This is a genomic window from Aeromonas popoffii (assembly GCF_000820025.1).
GTDB classification, from domain to species: Bacteria; Pseudomonadota; Gammaproteobacteria; order Enterobacterales; family Aeromonadaceae; genus Aeromonas; species Aeromonas popoffii.
Genome location: NZ_CDBI01000044.1, coordinates 80,350 through 100,820 on the forward strand (window position 1 = coordinate 80,350; position 20,471 = coordinate 100,820).

At 59.3% G+C, this 20,471-nt stretch carries 16 protein-coding genes, 12 tRNA genes and 1 pseudogene; 11 read left to right on the top strand and 18 right to left on the bottom strand.

Annotated elements, in window-relative coordinates:
• Positions 1–57 precede the first annotated feature (57 nt).
• Positions 58–2,202 (top strand): ExeM/NucH family extracellular endonuclease, encoded by a 2,145-nt coding sequence (locus BN1129_RS08170; RefSeq protein ID WP_042035774.1) that lies wholly within the window; start codon positions 58–60, stop codon positions 2,200–2,202.
• A gap of 93 nt (positions 2,203–2,295) precedes the next feature.
• Here the strand turns inward: BN1129_RS08170 and BN1129_RS08175 are convergent, their stop codons facing one another.
• From BN1129_RS08175 to gltX, 8 genes and pseudogenes are all read right to left on the bottom strand, one after another.
• Complete coding sequence (locus BN1129_RS08175) at positions 2,296–3,258, bottom strand: IS1595 family transposase (protein ID WP_042035775.1); 963 nt, start codon at positions 3,256–3,258, stop codon at positions 2,296–2,298.
• A gap of 122 nt (positions 3,259–3,380) precedes the next feature.
• A tRNA-Ala gene (locus BN1129_RS08180) sits at positions 3,381–3,456 on the bottom strand.
• Between the two features lie 48 nt (positions 3,457–3,504).
• Positions 3,505–3,580 (bottom strand) — tRNA-Ala (locus tag BN1129_RS08185).
• 48 nt (positions 3,581–3,628) lie between these two features.
• Positions 3,629–3,704: transfer RNA gene (locus BN1129_RS08190), tRNA-Ala, on the bottom strand.
• Between the two features lie 65 nt (positions 3,705–3,769).
• Positions 3,770–3,845: transfer RNA gene (locus BN1129_RS08195), tRNA-Ala, on the bottom strand.
• Positions 3,846–3,873: 28 nt separating this feature from the next.
• Positions 3,874–3,949, bottom strand: a tRNA-Ala gene (locus BN1129_RS08200).
• 271 nt (positions 3,950–4,220) lie between these two features.
• Positions 4,221–4,356: pseudogene (locus BN1129_RS24180) on the bottom strand (glutamyl-tRNA synthetase); the annotation flags it as partial.
• 11 nt (positions 4,357–4,367) lie between these two features.
• Entirely contained in the window at positions 4,368–5,783 is a 1,416-nt protein-coding gene (gene gltX, locus BN1129_RS08210) for a glutamate--tRNA ligase (protein WP_042035776.1), read from the bottom strand.
• A gap of 274 nt (positions 5,784–6,057) precedes the next feature.
• Between gltX and BN1129_RS08215 the strand changes: the two genes are divergently transcribed.
• The 3 genes from BN1129_RS08215 (at position 6,058) to BN1129_RS08225 (ending at position 9,410) form a co-directional block, all read left to right on the top strand.
• Positions 6,058–8,160 (top strand): methyl-accepting chemotaxis protein, encoded by a 2,103-nt coding sequence (locus BN1129_RS08215; RefSeq protein WP_042035777.1) that lies wholly within the window; start codon positions 6,058–6,060, stop codon positions 8,158–8,160.
• 99 nt (positions 8,161–8,259) lie between these two features.
• The gene (locus tag BN1129_RS08220) at positions 8,260–8,928 is read left to right on the top strand and encodes a LysM-like peptidoglycan-binding domain-containing protein (protein WP_042035778.1); all 669 of its coding nucleotides are present in this window, start codon (positions 8,260–8,262) and stop codon (positions 8,926–8,928) included.
• Between the two features lie 272 nt (positions 8,929–9,200).
• Positions 9,201–9,410, top strand: a complete 210-nt coding sequence (locus BN1129_RS08225) for a cold-shock protein (RefSeq protein WP_042035779.1) — start codon at positions 9,201–9,203, stop codon at positions 9,408–9,410.
• 406 nt (positions 9,411–9,816) lie between these two features.
• Here BN1129_RS08225 and BN1129_RS08230 read toward each other — a convergent pair.
• The 8 genes from BN1129_RS08230 to orn all read right to left on the bottom strand — a co-directional run bounded on the left by BN1129_RS08230 (position 9,817) and on the right by orn (position 11,275).
• Positions 9,817–9,892 (bottom strand) — tRNA-Gly (locus BN1129_RS08230).
• A 25-nt stretch (positions 9,893–9,917) separates the two neighbouring features.
• Positions 9,918–9,993, bottom strand: a tRNA-Gly gene (locus BN1129_RS08235).
• 25 nt (positions 9,994–10,018) lie between these two features.
• Positions 10,019–10,094 (bottom strand) — tRNA-Gly (locus tag BN1129_RS08240).
• Positions 10,095–10,129: 35 nt separating this feature from the next.
• Positions 10,130–10,205, bottom strand: a tRNA-Gly gene (locus tag BN1129_RS08245).
• Between the two features lie 36 nt (positions 10,206–10,241).
• A tRNA-Gly gene (locus BN1129_RS08250) sits at positions 10,242–10,317 on the bottom strand.
• A gap of 35 nt (positions 10,318–10,352) precedes the next feature.
• Positions 10,353–10,428, bottom strand: a tRNA-Gly gene (locus tag BN1129_RS08255).
• Between the two features lie 36 nt (positions 10,429–10,464).
• A tRNA-Gly gene (locus BN1129_RS08260) sits at positions 10,465–10,540 on the bottom strand.
• A 189-nt stretch (positions 10,541–10,729) separates the two neighbouring features.
• Positions 10,730–11,275, bottom strand: coding sequence for an oligoribonuclease (gene orn, locus BN1129_RS08265; protein WP_042035780.1), 546 nt, complete (start codon positions 11,273–11,275; stop codon positions 10,730–10,732).
• Between the two features lie 91 nt (positions 11,276–11,366).
• Between orn and rsgA the strand changes: the two genes are divergently transcribed.
• The 5 genes from rsgA to BN1129_RS08290 are packed head-to-tail and all read left to right on the top strand — an operon-like array spanning position 11,367 to position 14,224.
• Complete coding sequence (gene rsgA, locus BN1129_RS08270; RefSeq protein WP_042035781.1) at positions 11,367–12,401, top strand: small ribosomal subunit biogenesis GTPase RsgA; 1,035 nt, start codon at positions 11,367–11,369, stop codon at positions 12,399–12,401.
• 30 nt (positions 12,402–12,431) lie between these two features.
• The gene (asd, locus tag BN1129_RS08275; protein ID WP_042035792.1) at positions 12,432–13,304 is read left to right on the top strand and encodes an archaetidylserine decarboxylase; all 873 of its coding nucleotides are present in this window, start codon (positions 12,432–12,434) and stop codon (positions 13,302–13,304) included.
• On the top strand, positions 13,301–13,570 hold the full coding sequence (locus tag BN1129_RS08280) for a VF530 family protein (protein WP_042035782.1): 270 nt from the start codon (positions 13,301–13,303) through the stop codon (positions 13,568–13,570). Before asd ends, BN1129_RS08280 begins: the two co-directional genes overlap by 4 nt.
• Positions 13,560–13,823, top strand: coding sequence for a DUF2960 domain-containing protein (locus tag BN1129_RS08285; RefSeq protein ID WP_042035783.1), 264 nt, complete (start codon positions 13,560–13,562; stop codon positions 13,821–13,823). Before BN1129_RS08280 ends, BN1129_RS08285 begins: the two co-directional genes overlap by 11 nt.
• A gap of 2 nt (positions 13,824–13,825) precedes the next feature.
• Positions 13,826–14,224, top strand: coding sequence for a hypothetical protein (locus tag BN1129_RS08290; RefSeq protein ID WP_042035784.1), 399 nt, complete (start codon positions 13,826–13,828; stop codon positions 14,222–14,224).
• Positions 14,225–14,442: 218 nt separating this feature from the next.
• On the opposite strand, the gene BN1129_RS08295 is transcribed toward BN1129_RS08290, so the two are convergent.
• Positions 14,443–14,937 (bottom strand): hypothetical protein, encoded by a 495-nt coding sequence (locus BN1129_RS08295; protein WP_042035785.1) that lies wholly within the window; start codon positions 14,935–14,937, stop codon positions 14,443–14,445.
• A gap of 171 nt (positions 14,938–15,108) precedes the next feature.
• Between BN1129_RS08295 and BN1129_RS08300 the strand changes: the two genes are divergently transcribed.
• A complete protein-coding gene (locus tag BN1129_RS08300; protein ID WP_042035786.1) occupies positions 15,109–17,112 on the top strand; it encodes a sensor domain-containing protein in 2,004 nt (667 codons plus the stop codon).
• A gap of 261 nt (positions 17,113–17,373) precedes the next feature.
• On the opposite strand, the gene rraB is transcribed toward BN1129_RS08300, so the two are convergent.
• Positions 17,374–17,721, bottom strand: a complete 348-nt coding sequence (rraB, locus tag BN1129_RS08305) for a ribonuclease E inhibitor RraB (protein WP_280136031.1) — start codon at positions 17,719–17,721, stop codon at positions 17,374–17,376.
• Positions 17,722–18,144: 423 nt separating this feature from the next.
• On the opposite strand from rraB, the gene BN1129_RS08310 reads away from it, so the two are divergent.
• The gene (locus BN1129_RS08310; protein ID WP_042035788.1) at positions 18,145–20,421 is read left to right on the top strand and encodes an immune inhibitor A domain-containing protein; all 2,277 of its coding nucleotides are present in this window, start codon (positions 18,145–18,147) and stop codon (positions 20,419–20,421) included.
• Positions 20,422–20,471: the final 50 nt, after the last annotated feature.

Below are 20,471 nucleotides of genomic sequence, written 5' to 3' on the forward strand. Positions count from 1 at the left end.
CTTGGCCGATGAGCCAAGGCGATGGAAACACTGGCAAAAAATAAAAAAGGAACCGTTATGAAAGGAACACGTACCCTGCTGTCGCTGGCCGTGGGGATTGCGATCGCCTCCCCATCCCTCCATGCCGCCAGCTTCAGCTGCCCGGCTGACAGTCTCCTCACCCCCATTCCCGTCATTCAGGGTAGTGGCAACAAGAGTCCGCTCATTCCCAGCGACAAGTTCGAAAGCCCCCAGAGCGTCATGGTCAAGGCGGTGGTCTCCGCGCTTGGCGAAAGCCTCAACAAGGGATTCTACCTGCAAGATGTGCAGGGTGATGGCAACCCCCAGACCTCGGACGGCATCTTCGTCTACCTCAATGACAAGCACTTCGCCAGCAAGTACCCGGACATCAAGCCGGGCGCCGAAGTCTGCCTTGAGGCCAAGGTCGAGGAGTACTACAACCACACCCAGCTCAAGCCGGTCGTTGACAGCGGCATCCCGCGCCTGCAAGTCCTCGCCCAGAGGGCGGCCCCTGCCGCCGTGCCGCTGCGGGTACTGGAAAACGAGACCCTGGCCCGGGCGCTGGAGCGTCATGAAGGGATGCGGGTGCGGCTGGATGCCGACAGCGCGCTCAAGATAAGCCGCAATTTCAGCTATGACTACGCCGCCAAACGCAACAACCTGGTGCTCTCCCACCAGGCGCCACTGATGAAGCCGACCCAGCTGCACGAGGCAGACAGCAAGGCCGCCAAGGCACTGGCCAAGGCCAACGCCAACAACCGGGTGTTCCTCGAATCCGACTTCAAGGCCGCCGATGGCAAGCTGCCCTGGCTGCCGGGCTGGGAGCCGGAGCAGGATTACCTGCGCATCGGCGACGCCCCGGTCAATCTGGATGCACTGGTGGGTTACAGCTACAACGAATACCGGCTGATAGTGCCGCAGGATCAGGTGATCACCGCCGGCGATCTGCTGCGCACCAGCGACAACGATCGCCAGAGCGCTCCGGCCCGTGCCGATGGCACCGACTTGCGCATCGGCAGCTTCAACGTGCTCAACTACTTCACCAGCCACTCCAGCGTGGGTGGCGCACTCAACGTACTGTGCAAGGATCAGGCGGATGCGGACGACGCCAAGGGCTGCAACCGCGGTGCCAAGAACCTGGAGGACTTCCAGCTGCAGCGCACCAAGATAGTCAACGCCATCACAGAGATGGATGCCGACCTGCTCGGCCTGATGGAGATGGAGAACAACGGCTTCGACAGCCACTCCGCCATCAGTGATCTGGTGCAAAGCCTCAACGCCCGGCAGAAGGATGCCAGCAAGCAGTACGCCTTCGTGGCCCTGCCCAAGGCGCTGCTTGGCAACGAGCGCTTCTTCGGTGACGACGCCATCATGGTGGCCATGATCTACCGACCCGCCAGGCTGACGCCGCAGGGGGATGCCAGCGTCATCGCGCTGCCGGTACAAAAATACCAGGACGCGAAAGGGGTCGAGAAACAGGCCTCCCAGCGTGACGCTCTGGTGCAGCGTTTCACCGTCGAGGGCAGCAAGGAGCCGCTGACCCTGGTGGTCAACCACCTCAAGTCAAAGGGATCCGGCTGCCTGGAGAACCTGGATGGCAAGGAGCCGGCCGATCTGCAAGGCAAGTGCACCGAGTTCCGGGTCAGTGCCGCCAAGGTGCTGGGCGAGGCGGTGAGCACGCTGCCGGGCCAGGTGCTGCTGGTGGGGGATTTCAACTCCTACGCCAGGGAAGATGCGATCAGGGTGCTGACCGACTATCTGCCGACCGAGGGTCAGCGCAAGATAGTCTCCGCTTCCCAGACCTTCCTCGGCGATCAGGTCTATGAACAGACCGGCAGCGAGGTGAGCAAGGGCTACGGCCTGATCGACATGAACGTCAAGTTCAACAAGGAGAAGGCCATCTCCTACAGCTACGAGGCCGAACTCGGCACCCTGGACTATGCCCTCGCCAACCCGGCACTTGCCAGCAAGGTCATCGCGGTCGCCGACTGGCACATCAACTCGTTCGAAAGCAACCTGTTCGAGTACGGCCGTGATTTCAGCGGCGACATGATCAAGTCCGGCAACCCGTTCAGCGCCTCCGACCATGATCCCATCATCGTCGATCTCAAGCTGAAAGAAGAGAGCAATGGCGGCGGCGGTGCCATGGGCGCCCTGTTGCTGGCCCTGCTGCCGCTGGCCTGGCGTCGTCGTCGCGGCTGATGCGGCGTTGCCATCACGCCAAAAGCCCGCATCGCAGCGGGCTTTTTTACGGGCAAGAGACGGGCTGGACGAAAAATGAGCCAAAACAAAAGGCTATGTCCCAATTACGTGTTGCATGGGGCGCCCCAGCGCCTCATGCAAACATGCTTTGATATTTACGCCTTTTCCATAACGCTCCAGCATCCTGCGCCAACCCAGGTAGTTCTTCAGGTAGTGCGTCGCCACGCCATGGAACCGCTTCATCCACTCTTTCAACCGATGGTGATACCCGTTTACGTGCTGGATGTGATACGCACCGAACACCCGTTCGCCTTGACGATTGCGCACCACCTGATGAGTTACACCCTGTTCTTTGCTGAAACAGGCATACACACCCGCTCCATCGCTACACAGCACCGCATCCGGTGACACCAACGGCTTCAACACCGCGATGACCGTCTCGGCATCTATTTTCTCCAACTGGAAATCCGCATGGTGGCCTGCACGGTCTTGTACCACCATCACCGGGATGTAATCTGGCCCGGTTCCACGAGTTCGACCTTTACCACCGCGATGACGTGCCGGACGCGGCAGTCCCCGCTGCCCCTTGAACGATTCAAGGAAGAAGGTCTCATCAACCTCAACGATGCCCTCTTCCCGGGTGGCCTGATGGGTTGCCATCGCGCGCAAGAAGCGGTGACGCCAGAGGAACGCGGTGTTTTTGCTGACCCCACAGCGCCGCGCGGCTTGGCGGACAGTCAGTCCTTCGATGAGGGCTTGCGCGTAGTCTTCCCAGCACTGGGCTTTGCGCAACCGGGCCAGAGGAGTTTTAGTCAAAACGGTGCTGGTGCGCAGACACAGTTTGCAACGGTAGCGGCGCAGTCCCCGACTCCATCCCCAGGGTGCCAGCTGGGTGACATCAGCCTGACAATGTGGGCAGCCACTGCATGCCGGTAACTGAGTATTGAGCGAGGTAATGGTGTGGGGTGCAGTGAGCTCCTGCTGAGCAACACGGCGCTGGCGCAGGGTTAACTGGGGAAAAAGGGACAACAGGTGTTGAAAGGCTGGGGTATCCATGATGGTAGACCTCAAGGTAATGGCCTACTTCAAGATTAGCCTTTCAACACGTAATTGGGACAGAGCCAAACAAAAAGGCCACCGCGATAACGGTGGCCTTTTGGCTTCTTGTTACAAGAAATTGGTGGAGCTACGCGGGATCGAACCGCGGACCTCTTGCATGCCATGCAAGCGCTCTCCCAGCTGAGCTATAACCCCAAATTTCGTACCCAACAAATGGTTCTGGCGGCCATCTGTCGTAAAGAGTGGTGGAGCTACGCGGGATCGAACCGCGGACCTCTTGCATGCCATGCAAGCGCTCTCCCAGCTGAGCTATAACCCCAAATTTCGTACTCAACAAATGGTTCTGGCGGCCATTTGCCGTAAATAGTGGTGGAGCTACGCGGGATCGAACCGCGGACCTCTTGCATGCCATGCAAGCGCTCTCCCAGCTGAGCTATAACCCCACAAAGGTCGGCCTGGGTGATACACACCGCACTGCCCTGGGTACTGTAATTGCCAATTTGGAATCTGGTGGAGCTACGCGGGATCGAACCGCGGACCTCTTGCATGCCATGCAAGCGCTCTCCCAGCTGAGCTATAACCCCTTTGATTCCAGATTGTTCGAGGAGAATTTGGTGGAGCTACGCGGGATCGAACCGCGGACCTCTTGCATGCCATGCAAGCGCTCTCCCAGCTGAGCTATAACCCCAACTCACCTCGGCGCTGACGAAGTTATCTCCGGCAACGGAGGCGCATGATAGGCATCACCCGCTTTGCTGTCAACCCAAAAATAACGCCGACTGGCGCGTTTAGTCAAAATTCAATCAGTTAGCTGTTTTTACCGACAACACTGCCGCTATCTCGCTGTTTTATGTCACAAATCTGGTTAGCTGATAAAAACAAAGGGCTCCTCGCGGGAGCCCTTTATTGTCAGTGGAAGGCAATTTATCCGGCTGCCACCAGTCGCGGCAGCAGGCGACTTACTCGGCGGCCATGCGCGCTTCGATATACGCCAAAGCGCGGTCGATGCGAGCCAGCACCCGCTCCTTGCCCACCAGTGCCATCACGGCGTCGATACCCGGGGAGAGATGACCCCAAACCGGTGACGGCAATGTGCGACGGCAAGCTTACTCGGCTGCCATGCGCGCTTCGATGTAAGCCAGTGCGCGGTCGATGCGGGCCAGCACGCGCTCCTTGCCCACCAGTGCCATCACGGCGTCGATACCCGGGGACTGACCCAGACCGGTAACGGCAACACGCAGCGGCATACCAACCTTGCCCATGCCCTGACCCAGCTCGGCGGCAGTGGCTTCAATCAGCTCGTGCAGCGCTTCGGTGGTCCAGGTCTCCAGCGCCGCCAGCTTGGCCTTGGCCAGGGTCAACGGCTCGGCAGCCACACCGCGCAGGTGCTTCTTGGCGGCCGCTTCGTCGATGGCTTCGTACTCTTCGAACAGATAACGGCTCTGGGCGGCCATCTCCACCAGGGTGTTGCAGCGCTCGGCCAGCAGGGTGACCACCTCAGGCAACGCCGGGCCCTTGCTGGTGTCGATCTGCTGGTTTGCCATGTGCCAGGCCAGATGCTTGGCCACATAAGCCGGATCCAGGCTGCGCATGTAGTGGTTGTTCAGCCACAAGAGCTTGTCGGTGTTGAAGGCGGAGGCGGACTTGGAGATGGCATCCAGGCTGAACAGCTTGATCATCTCGTCCAGGGTGAAGATCTCCTGATCGCCGTGGGACCAACCCAGACGCACCAGGTAGTTCAGCAGCGCTTCCGGCAGGTAGCCGTCATCGCGGTACTGCATCACAGAGACAGCACCGTGGCGCTTGGAGAGCTTGGCACCGTCGTCACCCAGGATCATGGAGACGTGGGCAAACTCCGGCACTGGGGCGTTCAGCGCCTTGTAGATGTTGATCTGGCGCGGGGTATTGTTGATGTGGTCTTCACCACGCACCACATGGGTGATCTCCATATCCCAGTCATCGACCACGACGCAGAAGTTGTAGGTCGGCGCGCCATCGGTACGGCGGATGATGAGATCGTCAAGCTCGGTGTTGGCGAACTCGATGCGGCCACGCACGTGGTCGTCGAACACCACAGAGCCTTCGGTCGGGTTGCGGAAGCGAATAACGTGCGGCGCATCGGCCGGGTGATCGTGGGCGCCATCCCGGCACGTGCCGTCATAACGGGGCTTCTCGCCGCTGGCCATCTGGCCTTCGCGCAGCGCATCCAGCCGCTCACGGGAGCAATAGCACTTGTAGGCGCGACCATCGGCCAGCATCTCGTCGATGATGCCGTTGTAGCGATCGAAACGCTTGGTCTGGTAGTAGGGACCCTCATCCCAGTTCAGCTCCAGCCATTCCATGCCCTCAATGATGGCGTCGATCGCCTCCTGAGTGGAACGTTCCAGGTCGGTATCCTCAATACGCAGCACGAACTCACCGCCCTGGCTCTTTGCAAACAACCAGGAATAGAGTGCGGTACGGGCACCGCCGACATGCAAAAAGCCGGTCGGGCTGGGAGCAAAACGGGTTTTGACTTTCATCTTTAAGCCTTGTGTAGAGGGCCTTGGGCCAATTCGTTAGAAAAAACCGTCGCATTTTAGCACTCAGAATCCCGGATGGGAAAACCATGAGGTTATGGCACGCTAAAGTAGGGGGTTAAATGTGTCTGGTGACCGCTTAGCACCTGATATTTGAGGGGGATCGCAAAACAGAAGCGGCATTTCCGATTTGCTATGGGACATGTTGGAGAGCAGCCTCCTCCGGCCGACAGTCAAATAACTCTCACACTACTTCTCACGACACAAGGAAGAGACGATGCAGTTCCGTTCTATCCAGAATCGCATTCTGGTGATGACCGGGATCGCCATGACCACAGCCCTGGTCATATTGATCCTGCTCAACCAGTATTCCGGTCAACAGACCCAGCAACTGACCATCAGTTCCAGCCGCGCCGCCCTGCAGCAGGAGGCCTGGCAGAAGGTCAGTGCCAACGCCCGCGCCGAGGCAGCCACCATCAACCAGTTGCTGCAAAAGGGGCTCTCCTATACCCAGCAGATGGCCAGTGCCCTCGCCCTGCAGCAGCAGGGCAAGCTGCCACTGGATCGCCAGCAGGCGACCGACCTGCTCAAGGCACAGCTCAACCTGGAACCACAACTGTATGGCGCCTTCGCCGGCTTCGAGCCCAACGGCTTCGACGACCAGGACGCCGCCTTCGCCGGTCAAACGGCACTGGGCAGTGACAGCCAGGGCCGTTTCGTCCCCTACTTCTACCGTGACAAGGAGCAGATAGGCACAGACCTGCTGCTCTCCATCGAGAAGAGCGATGCCGACGAGTTTGGCAATCCGGCCAACGACTACTACGCCTGCCCGAAACGGGAGGGCCGCTCCTGCCTCATCGATCCCTTCAAGGTGGACATCAACGGCCAGCAGGTGCTGGTCAGCACCATCACCACCCCCATCATGGTGGCGGGTCAATTCAAGGGCGTCGTCGCACTGGATCTGGCGGTGGACTCCATCAGCCGTCAGGCCCAGTCCCTCAACAGCAACATCTATGACGGCCAGGGCGAGACCCTGATCGTCAGCGCCGCTGGCGTCATCACGGGCACCAGCGGCGACACCAGCCTGCTGGGCAGCCGGGCCGACAAGCTGCTCGGCAACCAGTGGCAGCAATACCTGAAACCGGAAGTGCAGCGCCAGGAGCTGGATGAATCATTCCGAATCTCTGTGCCTATCATGGTACCGGGGATGAGCCGCAACTGGGCCATCATCGTCACACTGCCCTACAAGGTGGTACTGGCGGGGGCCGACCAGCTGGAGAGCCAGCTGGGCGACATGAACCGGGCCGCCATGACCCAACAACTGGTGGGTGCACTCATAGTGCTGGTGCTGGCGCTGGCCACCATGCTGGTGATAGCCCGCAGCATCACGGGGCCCATCCGTCAGATGGTCAGCCTGGTGAATGACATCGCCGATGGCGAGGGGGATCTCACCAAACGCCTCGCGACCCGCTCGGTGGACGAGCTGGGGGATCTGGCCAAAGGCATCAACCGCTTTATCGACAAGCTGCAAGGGCTGCTGGGGGATGTGCTCAAGACCGCCAGCGAGGTGAACCGCCATGCCGGCGATACCGACCGTATCGCCCGTCAGACCGACACCAACCTGCAGCATCACCAGGCGGAGATGGAGCAGATGCTGACCGCGGTGCAAGAGATGTCCTATGTCAGCCAGGAAGTGGCCACCCACGCCAACAACACCGCCGACTCCGCCAAGCAGGCGCAAAGCGCGGCGGATCAGGGCAAGGAGCGCTTCCAGCAGGTGATCCAGTCGATGCACAAGGTCGCGGCAGAGGCCGGTAAAGGGGCTGAAGTGGTCGAAGGGCTGGCCAACGACAGCGCCCAGATCACCAGCATCCTCACCGTGATTCAGGGGATTGCCGATCAGACCAACCTGCTCGCCCTCAACGCCGCCATCGAGGCAGCCCGGGCAGGCGAACAGGGGCGCGGCTTTGCGGTAGTGGCCGATGAGGTACGCAAACTGGCGGGCAACACCCAGCAGGCGGTACAGAACACCCAGGAGCTGATCGAGAAGATCCGCCAGAGCTCCACCAATGCGGTCAACGCCATCACCCAGAGCCAGCAGCTGACCCATCAGGCGGTGAGCGAAGCGGATCTGGCAGAAGAGGCGCTCGGCAGCATCTACAAGGCGATCTCCACCATCAACGACATGACCTACCAGATAGCCTCCGCCGCCGAAGAGCAGAGCTCAGTCTCCGAAACCGTCTCCGGCAACCTGTCAAAAACCAACGCACTGGCCAACGACATTGCTCAGGATGCGACCGAAACGGCCAAAGCCAGTCAGGCATTGCGTCAGGCGGCCGACAAATTGCAGCAATTATTGGGTCAATTTCGTCTCAGCTGATAATTTTCCGCATCAGGACTCTCCCCCTCGGGGGCGAGTCCGTTTACCATAGGCGACGAATTTGCCTGATGGCAGGCAATGTAGTGAGAGGTAAATGCCGTGCCCACCCCGGACCGTCGCCCACGAGGCCATAACAGACGAGCCCAGCAGCGTCGCCAAGACGAATCACAAAGATCCCTGCTTCATCGCATCAATGCCGCGACCCTGTCCCTGCGCCAACGATTTGGCCAAGGGATGAGCAACCTCGGCCAACGCCGCCAGGATGCCAAAGCAGGCAAATTCAAGCTGACCAGCCCGCTGCCCCGCAAACACACCATTGGCCTGCTGGTACTGGTGCCCATCTGGCTGCTGTTGCTGGCCTGGGAACCTGCGCCTGCCGCCCCGAAAGCGGCCCCGTCCGGTTCGCTGGAAGTGCCGCTGGCCGTGCCTGCTCAGGCTCTTACCGTCGGCAATGGCGTGGCTGGCAGTGCACCCGCTGCAGCCAAACCGGTCGAAGAGAAGGTCAACGGCACCTGGCTGCAACACGAGGTGCAAGCCGGCGAGACCCTCTACTCCATCTGGCGTAAGTTCGAGCTGCCGGGGGCCGAGCTCAGTCGCCTGATCGCCATCGAAGGACAGGACCGCCCGCTGACCCGCCTGCAATCGGGCCGCGCCATCTTCATCCTGGTGGACGACACCCGTCGCATCCAGCGAGTGGAGATCCGCTCCTACGGTCAGGCGGTCTACCGTTATGACCGGCAGGGCGAAGGATTCGCCCTCAAGGAATAACAAAACGGGAGGCGCTGGCCTCCCGTTTTTTTTGACCTGACGCCATGAAATAAGCCGCTGACGTCACAATATGTTTAGCTTGCTCAAAAAATGAAAAGTGCCAAATTGACAAGGGATCGCGCTCACGTACAATCGTTTGTGCTTTAGACAGGGATTGTTCTACATGCTACTGGGACAAATTGACGTGGTCAGTGATGTTTCAACCCCTGATTTCTAGGCAAATGCTGCCCAACAAGGCTTAGTTTCATTTTGTTATAGATAGGACTTAACACATGTCTGACATTCGCACCGGCCAAGTAAAATGGTTCAATGAGACCAAGGGTTTTGGCTTTATCGAGCAATCCCAGGGACCGGACGTTTTCGTTCACTTCTCCTCCATCCAGAGCACAGGTTTCAAAACCTTGGCTGAAGGTCAAAAAGTCCAGTTCACTGTGACCCAGGGCAACAAAGGCCCTCAGGCTGAGAACGTCACTCTGCTCTAAGCCACGCCAGTGAGCCTGTAGGAGGAGACTTGCTCCTCCTTTTTTTTTGCCCGCCATTTGCCATCTCTTGTCACAACCGCTTTCCCTATTTCACTCGCCGTGTGAGCCAGCACTTCCGTTCCTGCTTGCAGGAGGAGGGGGAGAAGCGCTGAATAAACGCCATATACGACAACGCATCGCAGCGCGATGTAATGAGCAATTAAACGTTCAACAGCTGAGTGTCTAGAAAAACCGGGGTGATTCAGTTGAAATATTGGATTGGTGTACTTCAAGGAGAGAAATTGGAGCGGGAAACGAGACTCGAACTCGCGACCCCGACCTTGGCAAGCGCGGATCACGCTCTACCAACTGGATGTGGCAATGGATGTGTTGAAATATTGGATTGGTGTACTTCAAGGAGAGAAATTGGAGCGGGAAACGAGACTCGAACTCGCGACCCCGACCTTGGCAAGGTCGTGCTCTACCAACTGAGCTATTCCCGCAACAGAATGTCACTTGCAAATGTGTTGGAGCGGGAAACGAGACTCGAACTCGCGACCCCGACCTTGGCAAGGTCGTGCTCTACCAACTGAGCTATTCCCGCAACAGGATGTCACATTGCAAATATTTGGAGCGGGAAACGAGACTCGAACTCGCGACCCCGACCTTGGCAAGGTCGTGCTCTACCAACTGAGCTATTCCCGCAACATAAATGGTCGTTTTACGCTGGTGAAGATGATTGGAGCGGGAAACGAGACTCGAACTCGCGACCCCGACCTTGGCAAGGTCGTGCTCTACCAACTGAGCTATTCCCGCATCGGGCTGGATTGAACCAGTTTCATCATCACACTTTGGAGCGGGAAACGAGACTCGAACTCGCGACCCCGACCTTGGCAAGGTCGTGCTCTACCAACTGAGCTATTCCCGCAACAGCGTTGTCATTTTGTGGTCAGTGAGGATGATTGGAGCGGGAAACGAGACTCGAACTCGCGACCCCGACCTTGGCAAGGTCGTGCTCTACCAACTGAGCTATTCCCGCATCGGGCTGGATTGAACCAGTTTCATCATCACAATTTGGAGCGGGAAACGAGACTCGAACTCGCGACCCCGACCTTGGCAAGGTCGTGCTCTACCAACTGAGCTATTCCCGCACACACCATAAAATGGCATCAAAACAAATCGTGCAGCATTTGGTTGCTTGCGCTACTGCACGGGAGCCGAATTATAAGAGCACTCTTTCCAATTGCAAGGGCTTTTTCGTCTGGTTGCGCGCGTTCGCTCAAAAGCTGGCCGAACTGTCGATTTTAGCAACCAATCGATGGCAACCCCTTGCCTGGCACTCAGATCTTGAAGACATGGCTGCGATAGAAGCGCAGTTCCGCAATGGATTCGCGGATGTCATCCAGCGCCTGATGGGAACCACTCTTGGTGAACTGATCCAACAGTTCTGGCTGCCAGCGACGTACCAGCTCCTTGATGGTGCTGACGTCGACGTTGCGGTAATGGAAGAAGGCTTCCAGCTCGCCCATGTGTTTGACCATGAAGCGGCGATCCTGGCCTATGCTGTTGCCGCACAGCGGACTGGTACGCTCCGGAACCCACTGGCGGATAAACGCGAGCGTCTCGGCCACGGCCTTGGCTTCATCGTGCTGACTCGCCTTGACTCGTGCCACCAACCCGCTCTTGGTATGGGTATTGACGTTCCAGTCATCCATCTTGGCCAGCTCTTCATCGTTCTGGTAGATGGCAATAACCGGCCCTTGTGCCAACACGTTCAGATCCTTGTCGGTGACGATGGTGGCGATCTCCAGTACCACGTTCTCTTCGGGGTCCAGACCCGTCATCTCCATGTCGATCCATACCAGGTTCTGCGCGCTGACTGTCATGATTGCTCTCTCTATTGGGAGGAATGGCGGAATTTTGCCAATTTGCATGTATCATACTGGCTTTGGATCTGTTCATAAACTGGCGAATCGAGTGGCAAAGAAAGCAAAACTCAATCTGGGTCAACAAAGGCGCGTCCAGGCCAACCGCGAGCGGCGGCTGCAAAAAGATCACACTACGGTTGTGGATGACACCCTGTTTGGCCCGGCCATCGAAGGGGTGGTGATCAGCCGCTTCGGTCAGCATGCGGACGTGGAAGCGGTCGATGGCACCATCCACCGCAGCAACCTGCGTCGCAGCAGCATCAGCAGCCTGGTGTGCGGTGACAAGGTGGTCTGGCGTCCCGGCCTCAATGCCGCGACCGCCGGGGTTATAGAGGCGGTGCATCCGCGTCACTCTGTGCTGACCCGGCCGGACTTCTACGACGGGGTCAAACCCATCGCTGCCAACATAGACCAGATCATCATCGTCTCGGCGGTGATGCCCGAGTTCTCCACCAATATCGTCGACCGCTATCTGGTGGCCGCAGAGGATGTGGAGATCCAGCCGCTCATCGTGCTGAACAAGGTCGATATGCTCGATGCCGCGGCCCGCGCCCGCATCGAGAGTCAGCTCGACCCCTATCGCAAGCTGGGCTACCAGGTGATCCTGGTCAGCTGCGAGAGCGGCGAAGGGCTGGATGAACTCAAGGCCCAGTTCGAAGGCAAGATCAGCATCTTCGTCGGCCAGTCCGGGGTGGGCAAATCGTCGCTCACCAACGCCCTGATGCCGGGGCTGGATGTGCTGACCGGCGAGATCTCCGAAAACTCGGGGCTCGGTACGCATACTACTACCACTGCGCGGCTCTACCACTTCCCGAGCGGCGGCGATCTCATCGACTCCCCCGGGATCCGCGAGTTCGCTCTCTGGCATCTGGAAGCCGATCGCATCACCTGGTGCTTCATCGAGTTTCGTGACTACCTGGGTGGTTGCCGATTCCGCGACTGCACCCACAAGGACGATCCCGGCTGTGCCTTGCGTGCGGCGGTCGACCGTGGCGACATCAGCGCCGATCGCTTCCACAACTATCACCGCATCCTGGAAACCATGCAGGAAGCCCGCCACGGTCGCCAACAGGCCCGACTGTGACCCATTCAACTTATTATTTCGATGAAGATCATGAGCATCACTGACAACCTGAAAATTGCCGGTCAATACTGCCTGCCCAAACACGCCCTCTCCCGTCTGGTGGGCAAGCTTGCGGCTGCCGAAGCCGGCAACCTCACCACCAAAGTGATAGAGGCGTTTATCAAGCAGTACGGCGTCGACATGAGCGAAGCGCTGCACGAGAGCCCGGCACACTACAAGAGCTTCAACCAGTTCTTCACCCGTGAGCTCAAACCGGGGATACGCCCGTTGGTAGACGATGCCATGACCCTGGCGCTGCCGGTGGATGGCACTGTCAGCCAGCTCGGCCCCATCCATCAGGGGCGCATCATCCAGGCCAAGGGCCACGACTACAGCGCCCGTGAACTGCTGGGTGGCTATGAAGATCTGGTGGCGCCGTTCAAGGATGGCGACTTTGCCACCATCTATCTGGCGCCCAAGGATTACCACCGCATCCATATGCCGCTGGACGGCGTGCTGGAGAGCATGGTGTTCGTGCCGGGGGATCTTTTCTCCGTCAACCCGCTCACCGCCGAGAACGTGCCCAATTTGTTTGCCCGCAACGAGCGGGTGGTTGCCACCTTCCGCACCCCGCACGGCCCCATGGCGCTGGTGCTGGTCGGCGCCACGATCGTCGCGAGTATCGAGACCATCTGGGCCGGTAATATTGCACCAACCAAGCAGAAGGAAGTGGTGCGCTGGGATTACCGCGGTGATGAGGCCATCACACTGCAAAAAGGGGCCGAGATGGGCCTGTTCAAACTGGGCAGTACCGTGGTCTGCCTGTTTGGACCTGGCATGTTGGCCGGCTTCGAGCCGCATCTGGCCAATGGTGTCACTACCCGCATGGGTCAACCCTTTGCCACATTGGCGGCCAAGGCATGAGTGACCAGCCAGGCACCTCGCAACCAAAGAACCCGCTGCACGGGCTGACCCTGGAGGCAATCGTCACCGCCCTGGTCGAATACTACGGCTGGGAAGAGCTGGGGCAGCAAGTCAATATCCGCTGTTTCACTGAAGATCCCAGTATCAAGTCCAGCTTGAAGTTCTTGCGCAAAACCCCCTGGGCCCGGGAGAAGGTCGAGAGCCTCTATCTCTATGTCCAGCGCAAGCAAGCCAAATCGAAGAAGGAAGGGCCAGATGGCGTTTAAGATTACCTACACCTACAAAAAACAGGCCAAAGAGCTCGGCTACGCGAACGACAAGTTCCGCAGCATCTACGACGCCATTGCCGCCGCTGAAGGGCTGGATCTTTCCAGCTTCCACGCCATGGAGGCCCAGCTGGCGCAGGTCTGCCGCCGTGACAAGAAGAGCGTGAAAGATTATCAGGAGAACTACTTCAAGGAGCTGGGTTTCTCCAACATCGTCATCGAGCGGGACAATCTCGAAGACAAGCAGGGGTAAGCATGCGCACTCTGACTCTGATGACCGCCTCCCTGCTGCTGGCGGCCTGCAGCACACCTGAGCAACATCTGGTTGGTGGTGATCGTGACAGCCATGACTGCATCGGCAGCGCAGGCTACCAGTGGTCCGCCCTGACCAACCAGTGCGTACGACTGTTCGAACAGGCGGTGCGGCTGCAATCCCTCGAGGCGAATGAGACTGGCAGCGCCTTCCTGCTGTTCAATGCCGACCAGAGCCAGGCCGAACTGACTCTGCCAAACGGTGAGCAGACCTTGCTGACCCGGCAAGGGGATGAGGGCAACGGGTCCTGGCAGGGCGGTGCCTATCAACTTTTCCTCTGGAAGGGTTATCTGCTCAAATCCGGCGAGCAGGCACTGTTTCACGGCGACAGCGCCCTCTGATTGCCAGCCTATGCCCATGTCATCACAACGCCCCGGTTCCTGCCGGGGCGTTTTTTATGGCTGGCCGCAATGCTGGCGCTCGGGAGTGGCCGTCTGGGTGAGCGGATCGCGCATTCCCCGTCTTTATGCTCGCGGATCCCCAAAAACAAACACCCCGTTGCAGGCAACGGGGTGTTTCGTGCAAGCCACCAGGCAAGCGGGCGGCCGACAGCGGCAGATCAGTTGCTCAAGGTAGAGAACAGGCTCTGTTCCAGGCTACCGCGAGAGACGCAGACCGGGGTGACGGAGGGTGCCAGCACGCGCTCGCCGGAGGATTCGACGAAGTAGAGCTGGGTGTTGCCCTTGACGTTGACGGTCGCAACGCTGTTGTTGCCACTCTGGGTGATGATCAGGTTGATCTGCAGATTGGGGTTGCCCAACGCTACTTTGGAACCCATGGTGCCGCAATCCAGCCACTCCAGGCCATCGGCCGCGTTCTCGACGTTGGCCGTCATCAGGCCTGAGCCACGCTGGCTGTTTTCGATGTTAAGGCCGTGATCGCCAAACCACTTCTCAGCGCGGGCCCACACCAGATCCACCGGGATCGGCATCTCCTGGGTATTGTTGGTCGCCTTGGCAACCGGCGGATTATAGCGGTATTGCTCGCCACCATTGTTATCGCTGGCACAACCGCCTATCAACAGGGCCAGGGCTACCCCCATTATCTTTTTCATGCAGCTTCTCTCATCCATATTATCCGGCCATAGGCCAACCGGCGGCTATTATGGCGTTGACGGCACAGACTGTCAGCAGAGATCAGCAGAAATGCGTCAACATTAACCCAAGCTTTACAAAACCAGCCTGCTATCATAGATTCGCTCGAAATTTCCCCCGTGAGTGTCTGCGTGAATTCCTTGCTCACCCTGACTCTGCTGCAGCAGATCATCGATCAGTTACCCATGAATATCTTCTGCCGGGATACGGCCGGACGCTACCTGTTTGCCAACCAGGCCTTTACGGAGCAGGCGGGCCTGTTGCAACCGGCAGACCTCATCGGCAAGACGGATACGGACATGCCGTGGGGCGACGTCTTTCGGGAAGAGGATCAGCAGCTGCTGGCGGAGGGCAAACCCCTGCTCTATCAGCAGTTGTACTGCCACAGCGGCGATACCACCAGCTGGATGGAGATCCACAAGATCCCGCTCTATGACGAGCAGGGCAAGCCGGTAGCCCTGTTTGGCATGGTCAACGAGATTGATCAGCGCAAGGAGCTGGAGCAGACCTTCCGCCAGCAACAGCTGCTGCAGCGCCGCCTGCTGGACGCCATCCCGGATCCCATCCGGCTGGAAGACCATCAGGGCCTGCTCATCGACTGCAATCAGGCTTTTCTCGACTTCATGGGCATGGTGGCGAGCGAGGCACTGGGCCAGCGGGTTGCCCACCGCCTCTCCACCGAGCTGCCGATGGGTCGGGGAGAGTATTGTCTGGTGGATGCCAGCGGCCAGGGCCGCCACCTAGAGGTCACCCGGGTCGATGTGCCGGATGACGATGGCAACTCCCTCGGCACCCTGACATTAAGCCGCGACATCACGGGGCTGCGCACCACCCAGGCCCAGCTGCAGCAGGAACAGCACTACGACAGCCTGACCGGCCTGCTCAAGCTCTCCCATTTTCTGCAGACCAGCCGCCATCTCGGCACCCGCAAGGCCAGCCTGCTGCTGGTCGATCTGCAGCACTTTCGCGAGATCAATGACCGCTTCGGCATCCGGGTGGCGGATCGCCTGCTGAGTCAGGTGGCCCGCCGCCTGCAGCAGTTGGCCCCGCCCCAGTCGCTGGTGTGCCGGGTCGCCGCCGACGACTTCGCCATGCTGCTGCCCGAGCTGGCCGAGCCGCTGGCCGACTGGAGCCGCCGCCTGCAAGGGGAGCTGATGGTCCCCTATCTGGTCGAAGATCACAGGATCCAAATCCCCGTGTTCCTCGGCATAGCCCACGGCAAGGCCAACGATGCCGAACGGCTGCTGAGCCATGCCGAAGCCGCGCTGGCACAGGGCAAGCGTCAGCAACAGCACTGCACCCTGTTCGATCCCGAACTCAACGCCAAACTCAAGCGCCGTCAGCTGATCGCGGCCCAGCTGCCGCTGGCTATCAAGTCGGGCCAGCTCACCGCCGTCTATCAGCCCATCATCAGCACCCGCACCAATCAGCTGCACGGGGCCGAGCTGCTCTGCCGCTGGCCTCACCCCGAGCTCGGCATGATCTCGCCGGATGAGTTCATCCCGCTGGCGGAGGAGCTGGGGCTCATCGGCAAGCTCGGCCAGCGCATGCTGGAACAAGGCTGTGCCCAGCTGGCCCGCTGGCAGGAGGCGGCGCCGGATCTGGTGCTCTCCATCAACCTCTCCCCGCTGCAATTTCGCGACCCCGAGCTCTGCCCGCAGATCTTCGCCTGCATCGAACGCCACGGCCTGGCCCCCTGGCAACTGGAGCTGGAGATCACCGAAGGCGTGCTGATGGAGAACGCCGACGAAATTGAGAGCAACCTGACCAACCTGATCGAAGCGGGATTCCAGCTCGCCATCGATGACTTCGGCACAGGTTACTGCTCGCTCGCCTACCTGCCGAGGCTACAGGTAGCCACCCTCAAGCTGGACCGCAGCTTCACCCAGGGGCTGACCACCAATCAGGCCACCACCGCCATAGTGCGTTCCGTCATCGGTCTCGGTCACGAGCTAGGGATCAGGATCACCGCCGAAGGGGTCGAAACCCCCGAGCAGCAGGCCTGGCTGGTGCAGGCCGGTTGCGATCGGCTGCAGGGCTACCTGTTCAGCCGCCCTCTGCCTCCCGACGAGTTTGCCCGCAGCTACCAGCTGCCTGTGCCTGACAGCCAACCAACAGGCCAGCCCAGAGGGTAATGCCAGTCAGCTAACCATTTTTGTGGCTGAATAGTCGACATGTTCAATTACAGGAACTGTGCCATGGTGGACGCGTCAATCTGGCTGACACCTTTGCCCTGACGGGCATCCAATAAAAAGAGGGAGGCATGATGCCTCCCTCACTCTTTGGCCTTTATACCTCGCGGGCTAAGACTCACATGCTCGTCACTGACTTGCATTAACCCCAGAGGGTGACCGGTTGCTTGTCAGGCACACAGATCAGCAGTGCGTCAAGCCCGCTTACTCCTGGAAGTAGGTGCCCCAGCCGTCGTAGTCCACACCATATTTCTCAAGGATCGGCAGCATTTTTTCGATGTCAGCGACTATGGTCTCGATCTCCAGCTTGCACTCGACAGTGGCATCGAAGCAGAAGATAGGGGCACCATCATCCAGCTCCATCTCTTCGGCATCTGTCACTTCAAAACCGGCCTTGAACAGGTCAACGGCGGCCTTCTCCAGCTGATCGAAATCCTGGCAGGCGAAGTGGTGCTCAATGTCATATTCCAGATCCGGGTTGCTGCCATCGGCCAGCAACTCGTTGACGATGGCGGTGGTCTCTGCACGCCACTCTTGCATATCAAGACTCATAGTAACCCCAGGTGATACTTGGTTGGTGTCAAATGCCGTCGGCCACAGGGTGCCTGTTCAGACTCGCTGCACCCCGGGCGGCATAGTTGCGGCAAAGCATACCCGCAGAGCGCATCCGGCTCAATGCGGCAAACCAAGATAGCGGGTCCACCACGGCCACCCCAAATGGGGTGCCATCACAAAAGGTGAATAAAGTGTAATCTGCCGCCGGCCACAAAATGCCCCATACGGAACTTCACGCGAGAGATCGCCAGCGGCATAACACCATCGAAAGTCACTTCAAAATCAGCACATTCAACCAACTTGTGCACAGTGACAAAGGATCCTAATGGGGTGTATCAAGGGACGCGGACGAAACACTGCCCGTACGGAAAGAGGAGCCAGCAGGGCTCCCTTTTTATCATGTGAAGGAGCACATAGAGAATGCCTAAAAAAACAATAATGAGCCTGGTCATAGGCTCAACCCTGATGATTGGAAACCACGCCATGGCCGCCCCGGTGCATGGTCCGTTCGATGCCGCCCTGGCCGATGAGGTGAAGGTACTGGAGATGCTCAAAAAGAGTGGCCGCATCCAGACCCTGGCCTCTCCCGAGATGGAACGGGCCGCCCTGGCCAGCTTCTACCGCGAAAAGTCACGGGCCTACAATGGCAGCAGTGGCACCCTGGCGGTGAAAGAAGGCAAGGTGCGGGAGACCATCCTCAAGAAAATCCGCTTCAACGGCATGGCCGGTCCCGGTGATCGGGTTCCCACTCTGCTGCTCAAATCCATCGAGAGGGAGCACTACCAGGGCAAGATGCGCAAGGACAAGATCCTCGCTATCTTGGTGGACTTCCCCGACTACCCGAAAAACAGCATCACCCCTGACCTCACCAAGATGTACTACCCGGACTACACCCCGGAGCACTACAACGACTTGCTCTTTTCCAACAAGGGCTATAAAGGCCCGAATGGCGAGTACTTTATCTCGATGCGCCAGTTCTACGAGCAGCAATCCGGCAAGAGCTACAGTGTGCGCGGCAAAGTGGCGGGCTGGTATACCGCCGACAAGAATGCCGCCTACTACGGCGCCAATGCCACTCCGACCACCATTCGGGAATTGGTGAAAGAAGCGCTGATCCAGGTCGCCAACGACCCTTCCATCGATCTGTCCGAGTTTGACCAGGAGGATCGCTACGACCTCAATGGCAATGGCAACCGGAACGAGCCGGATGGTCTCATCGATCACCTGATGATTTTCCACTCCAGCGTGGGGGAAGAGGCGGGGGGTGGCGATCTTGGCGAAGATGCCATCTGGGCACATCGCTGGAACCTGGGCACCCCCTACCCCATCCCGGGCACCAGCAGCCCGAGCGGGAACTTCGGCGGCCAGTATGCCGCCTACGACTACACCATTCAGCCCATCGATGCGGCAGCCGGGGTCTGTGCCCACGAATATGGCCACGATCTGGGACTGCCGGACGAGTACGACACCAAATACACCGGCAAGGGTGAGCCTGTCGCCAGCTGGTCCATCATGTCCTCCGGCTCCTGGGCCGGGGTGATTGGCGGCACCGAGCCGACCGGTTTCTCCGCTTGGGCCAAGGAGTTCCTGCAGGCCTCCCTCGGCGGCAACTGGCTGCATGGCAGCAATGTACAACTCGCCGACCTCAGCCCCAGTGGCAACGTCTACATGCTGGATCAGGCCAACGACAAGGGGCGAAACGACGACGTGGTGCGCATCAACCTGCCCGCCAAGCAGGTCCCGCTCAACCCGCCCTACGCCGGCCAATACGAATACCACGGTGGCAAGGCCAACAACCTGGACAACCGCATGAACCTCAAACTGGATCTGAGCGGCAGGCAGAGTGCCAGCCTGACGTTCAAGGCCTGGTATCAGATTGAAGAGGGATATGACTACGCCAGGGTGCTGGTCAACGGCCAGCCCATCGCGGGCAACCTGACCACCAGCGACGATCCTAACGGGATCGGTTTCGGGGTCGGCATCACGGGCAACTCCAATGGCTGGACCGATGCCGAGTTCGACCTGACCCCCTGGGCCGGTCAGCAGATCACCCTCACCCTGCAATACCAAAGCGATGGCGGCACGGCCGAGGACGGCCTGTTCGTGGACGAGATCCAGATCCTGGCTGACGGTGAGACTGTGATAAGCGACGGGGCAGAGGGCAGTTCCGCCTTCACCCTGGCCGGTTTTGTGAAAAGCAACGGCAGTGAGGCCAAGGATCACTACTATCTGGCCGAGTGGCGCAACCATGCGGGAGTCGATACGGGGCTGGCCCATATCAATGTGGGCGATCAACTGATGCGCTACGAGCCGGGCATGCTGCTCTGGTACGTGGACAACAGCCAGGCCAACAACTGGGTGGGTCTCCATCCGGGTGAGGGTTTCCTCGGGGTAGTGGATGCAGACCAGCGCACCCTGAAGTGGAGTGACGGCGCCGTAGCCGGTACCCGTTATCAAATCCACGATGCCACCTTTAGCCTTGGCTTCCAGAAGCCGCTCGACCTCCAGCACTCAAGCGGCTCACTGCTGCAGGACTTCTGGATCACCCCGAACCGGGTGTTCAAGGATTCTCGCAGCTACCAGAGCAAGGAGATCCCGGATGCCGGTCGTCTGCTGCCCGAGTATGGTCTCAAGATCAGCGTCACCGGCCAGGCCCGTGACATGAGCACGGGGCGGATCATCGTCAGCCGCCATTAAATCATGACACTGGCATTCAGGGGGCCTCAGGCCCTAATGCCAGTCAGTTA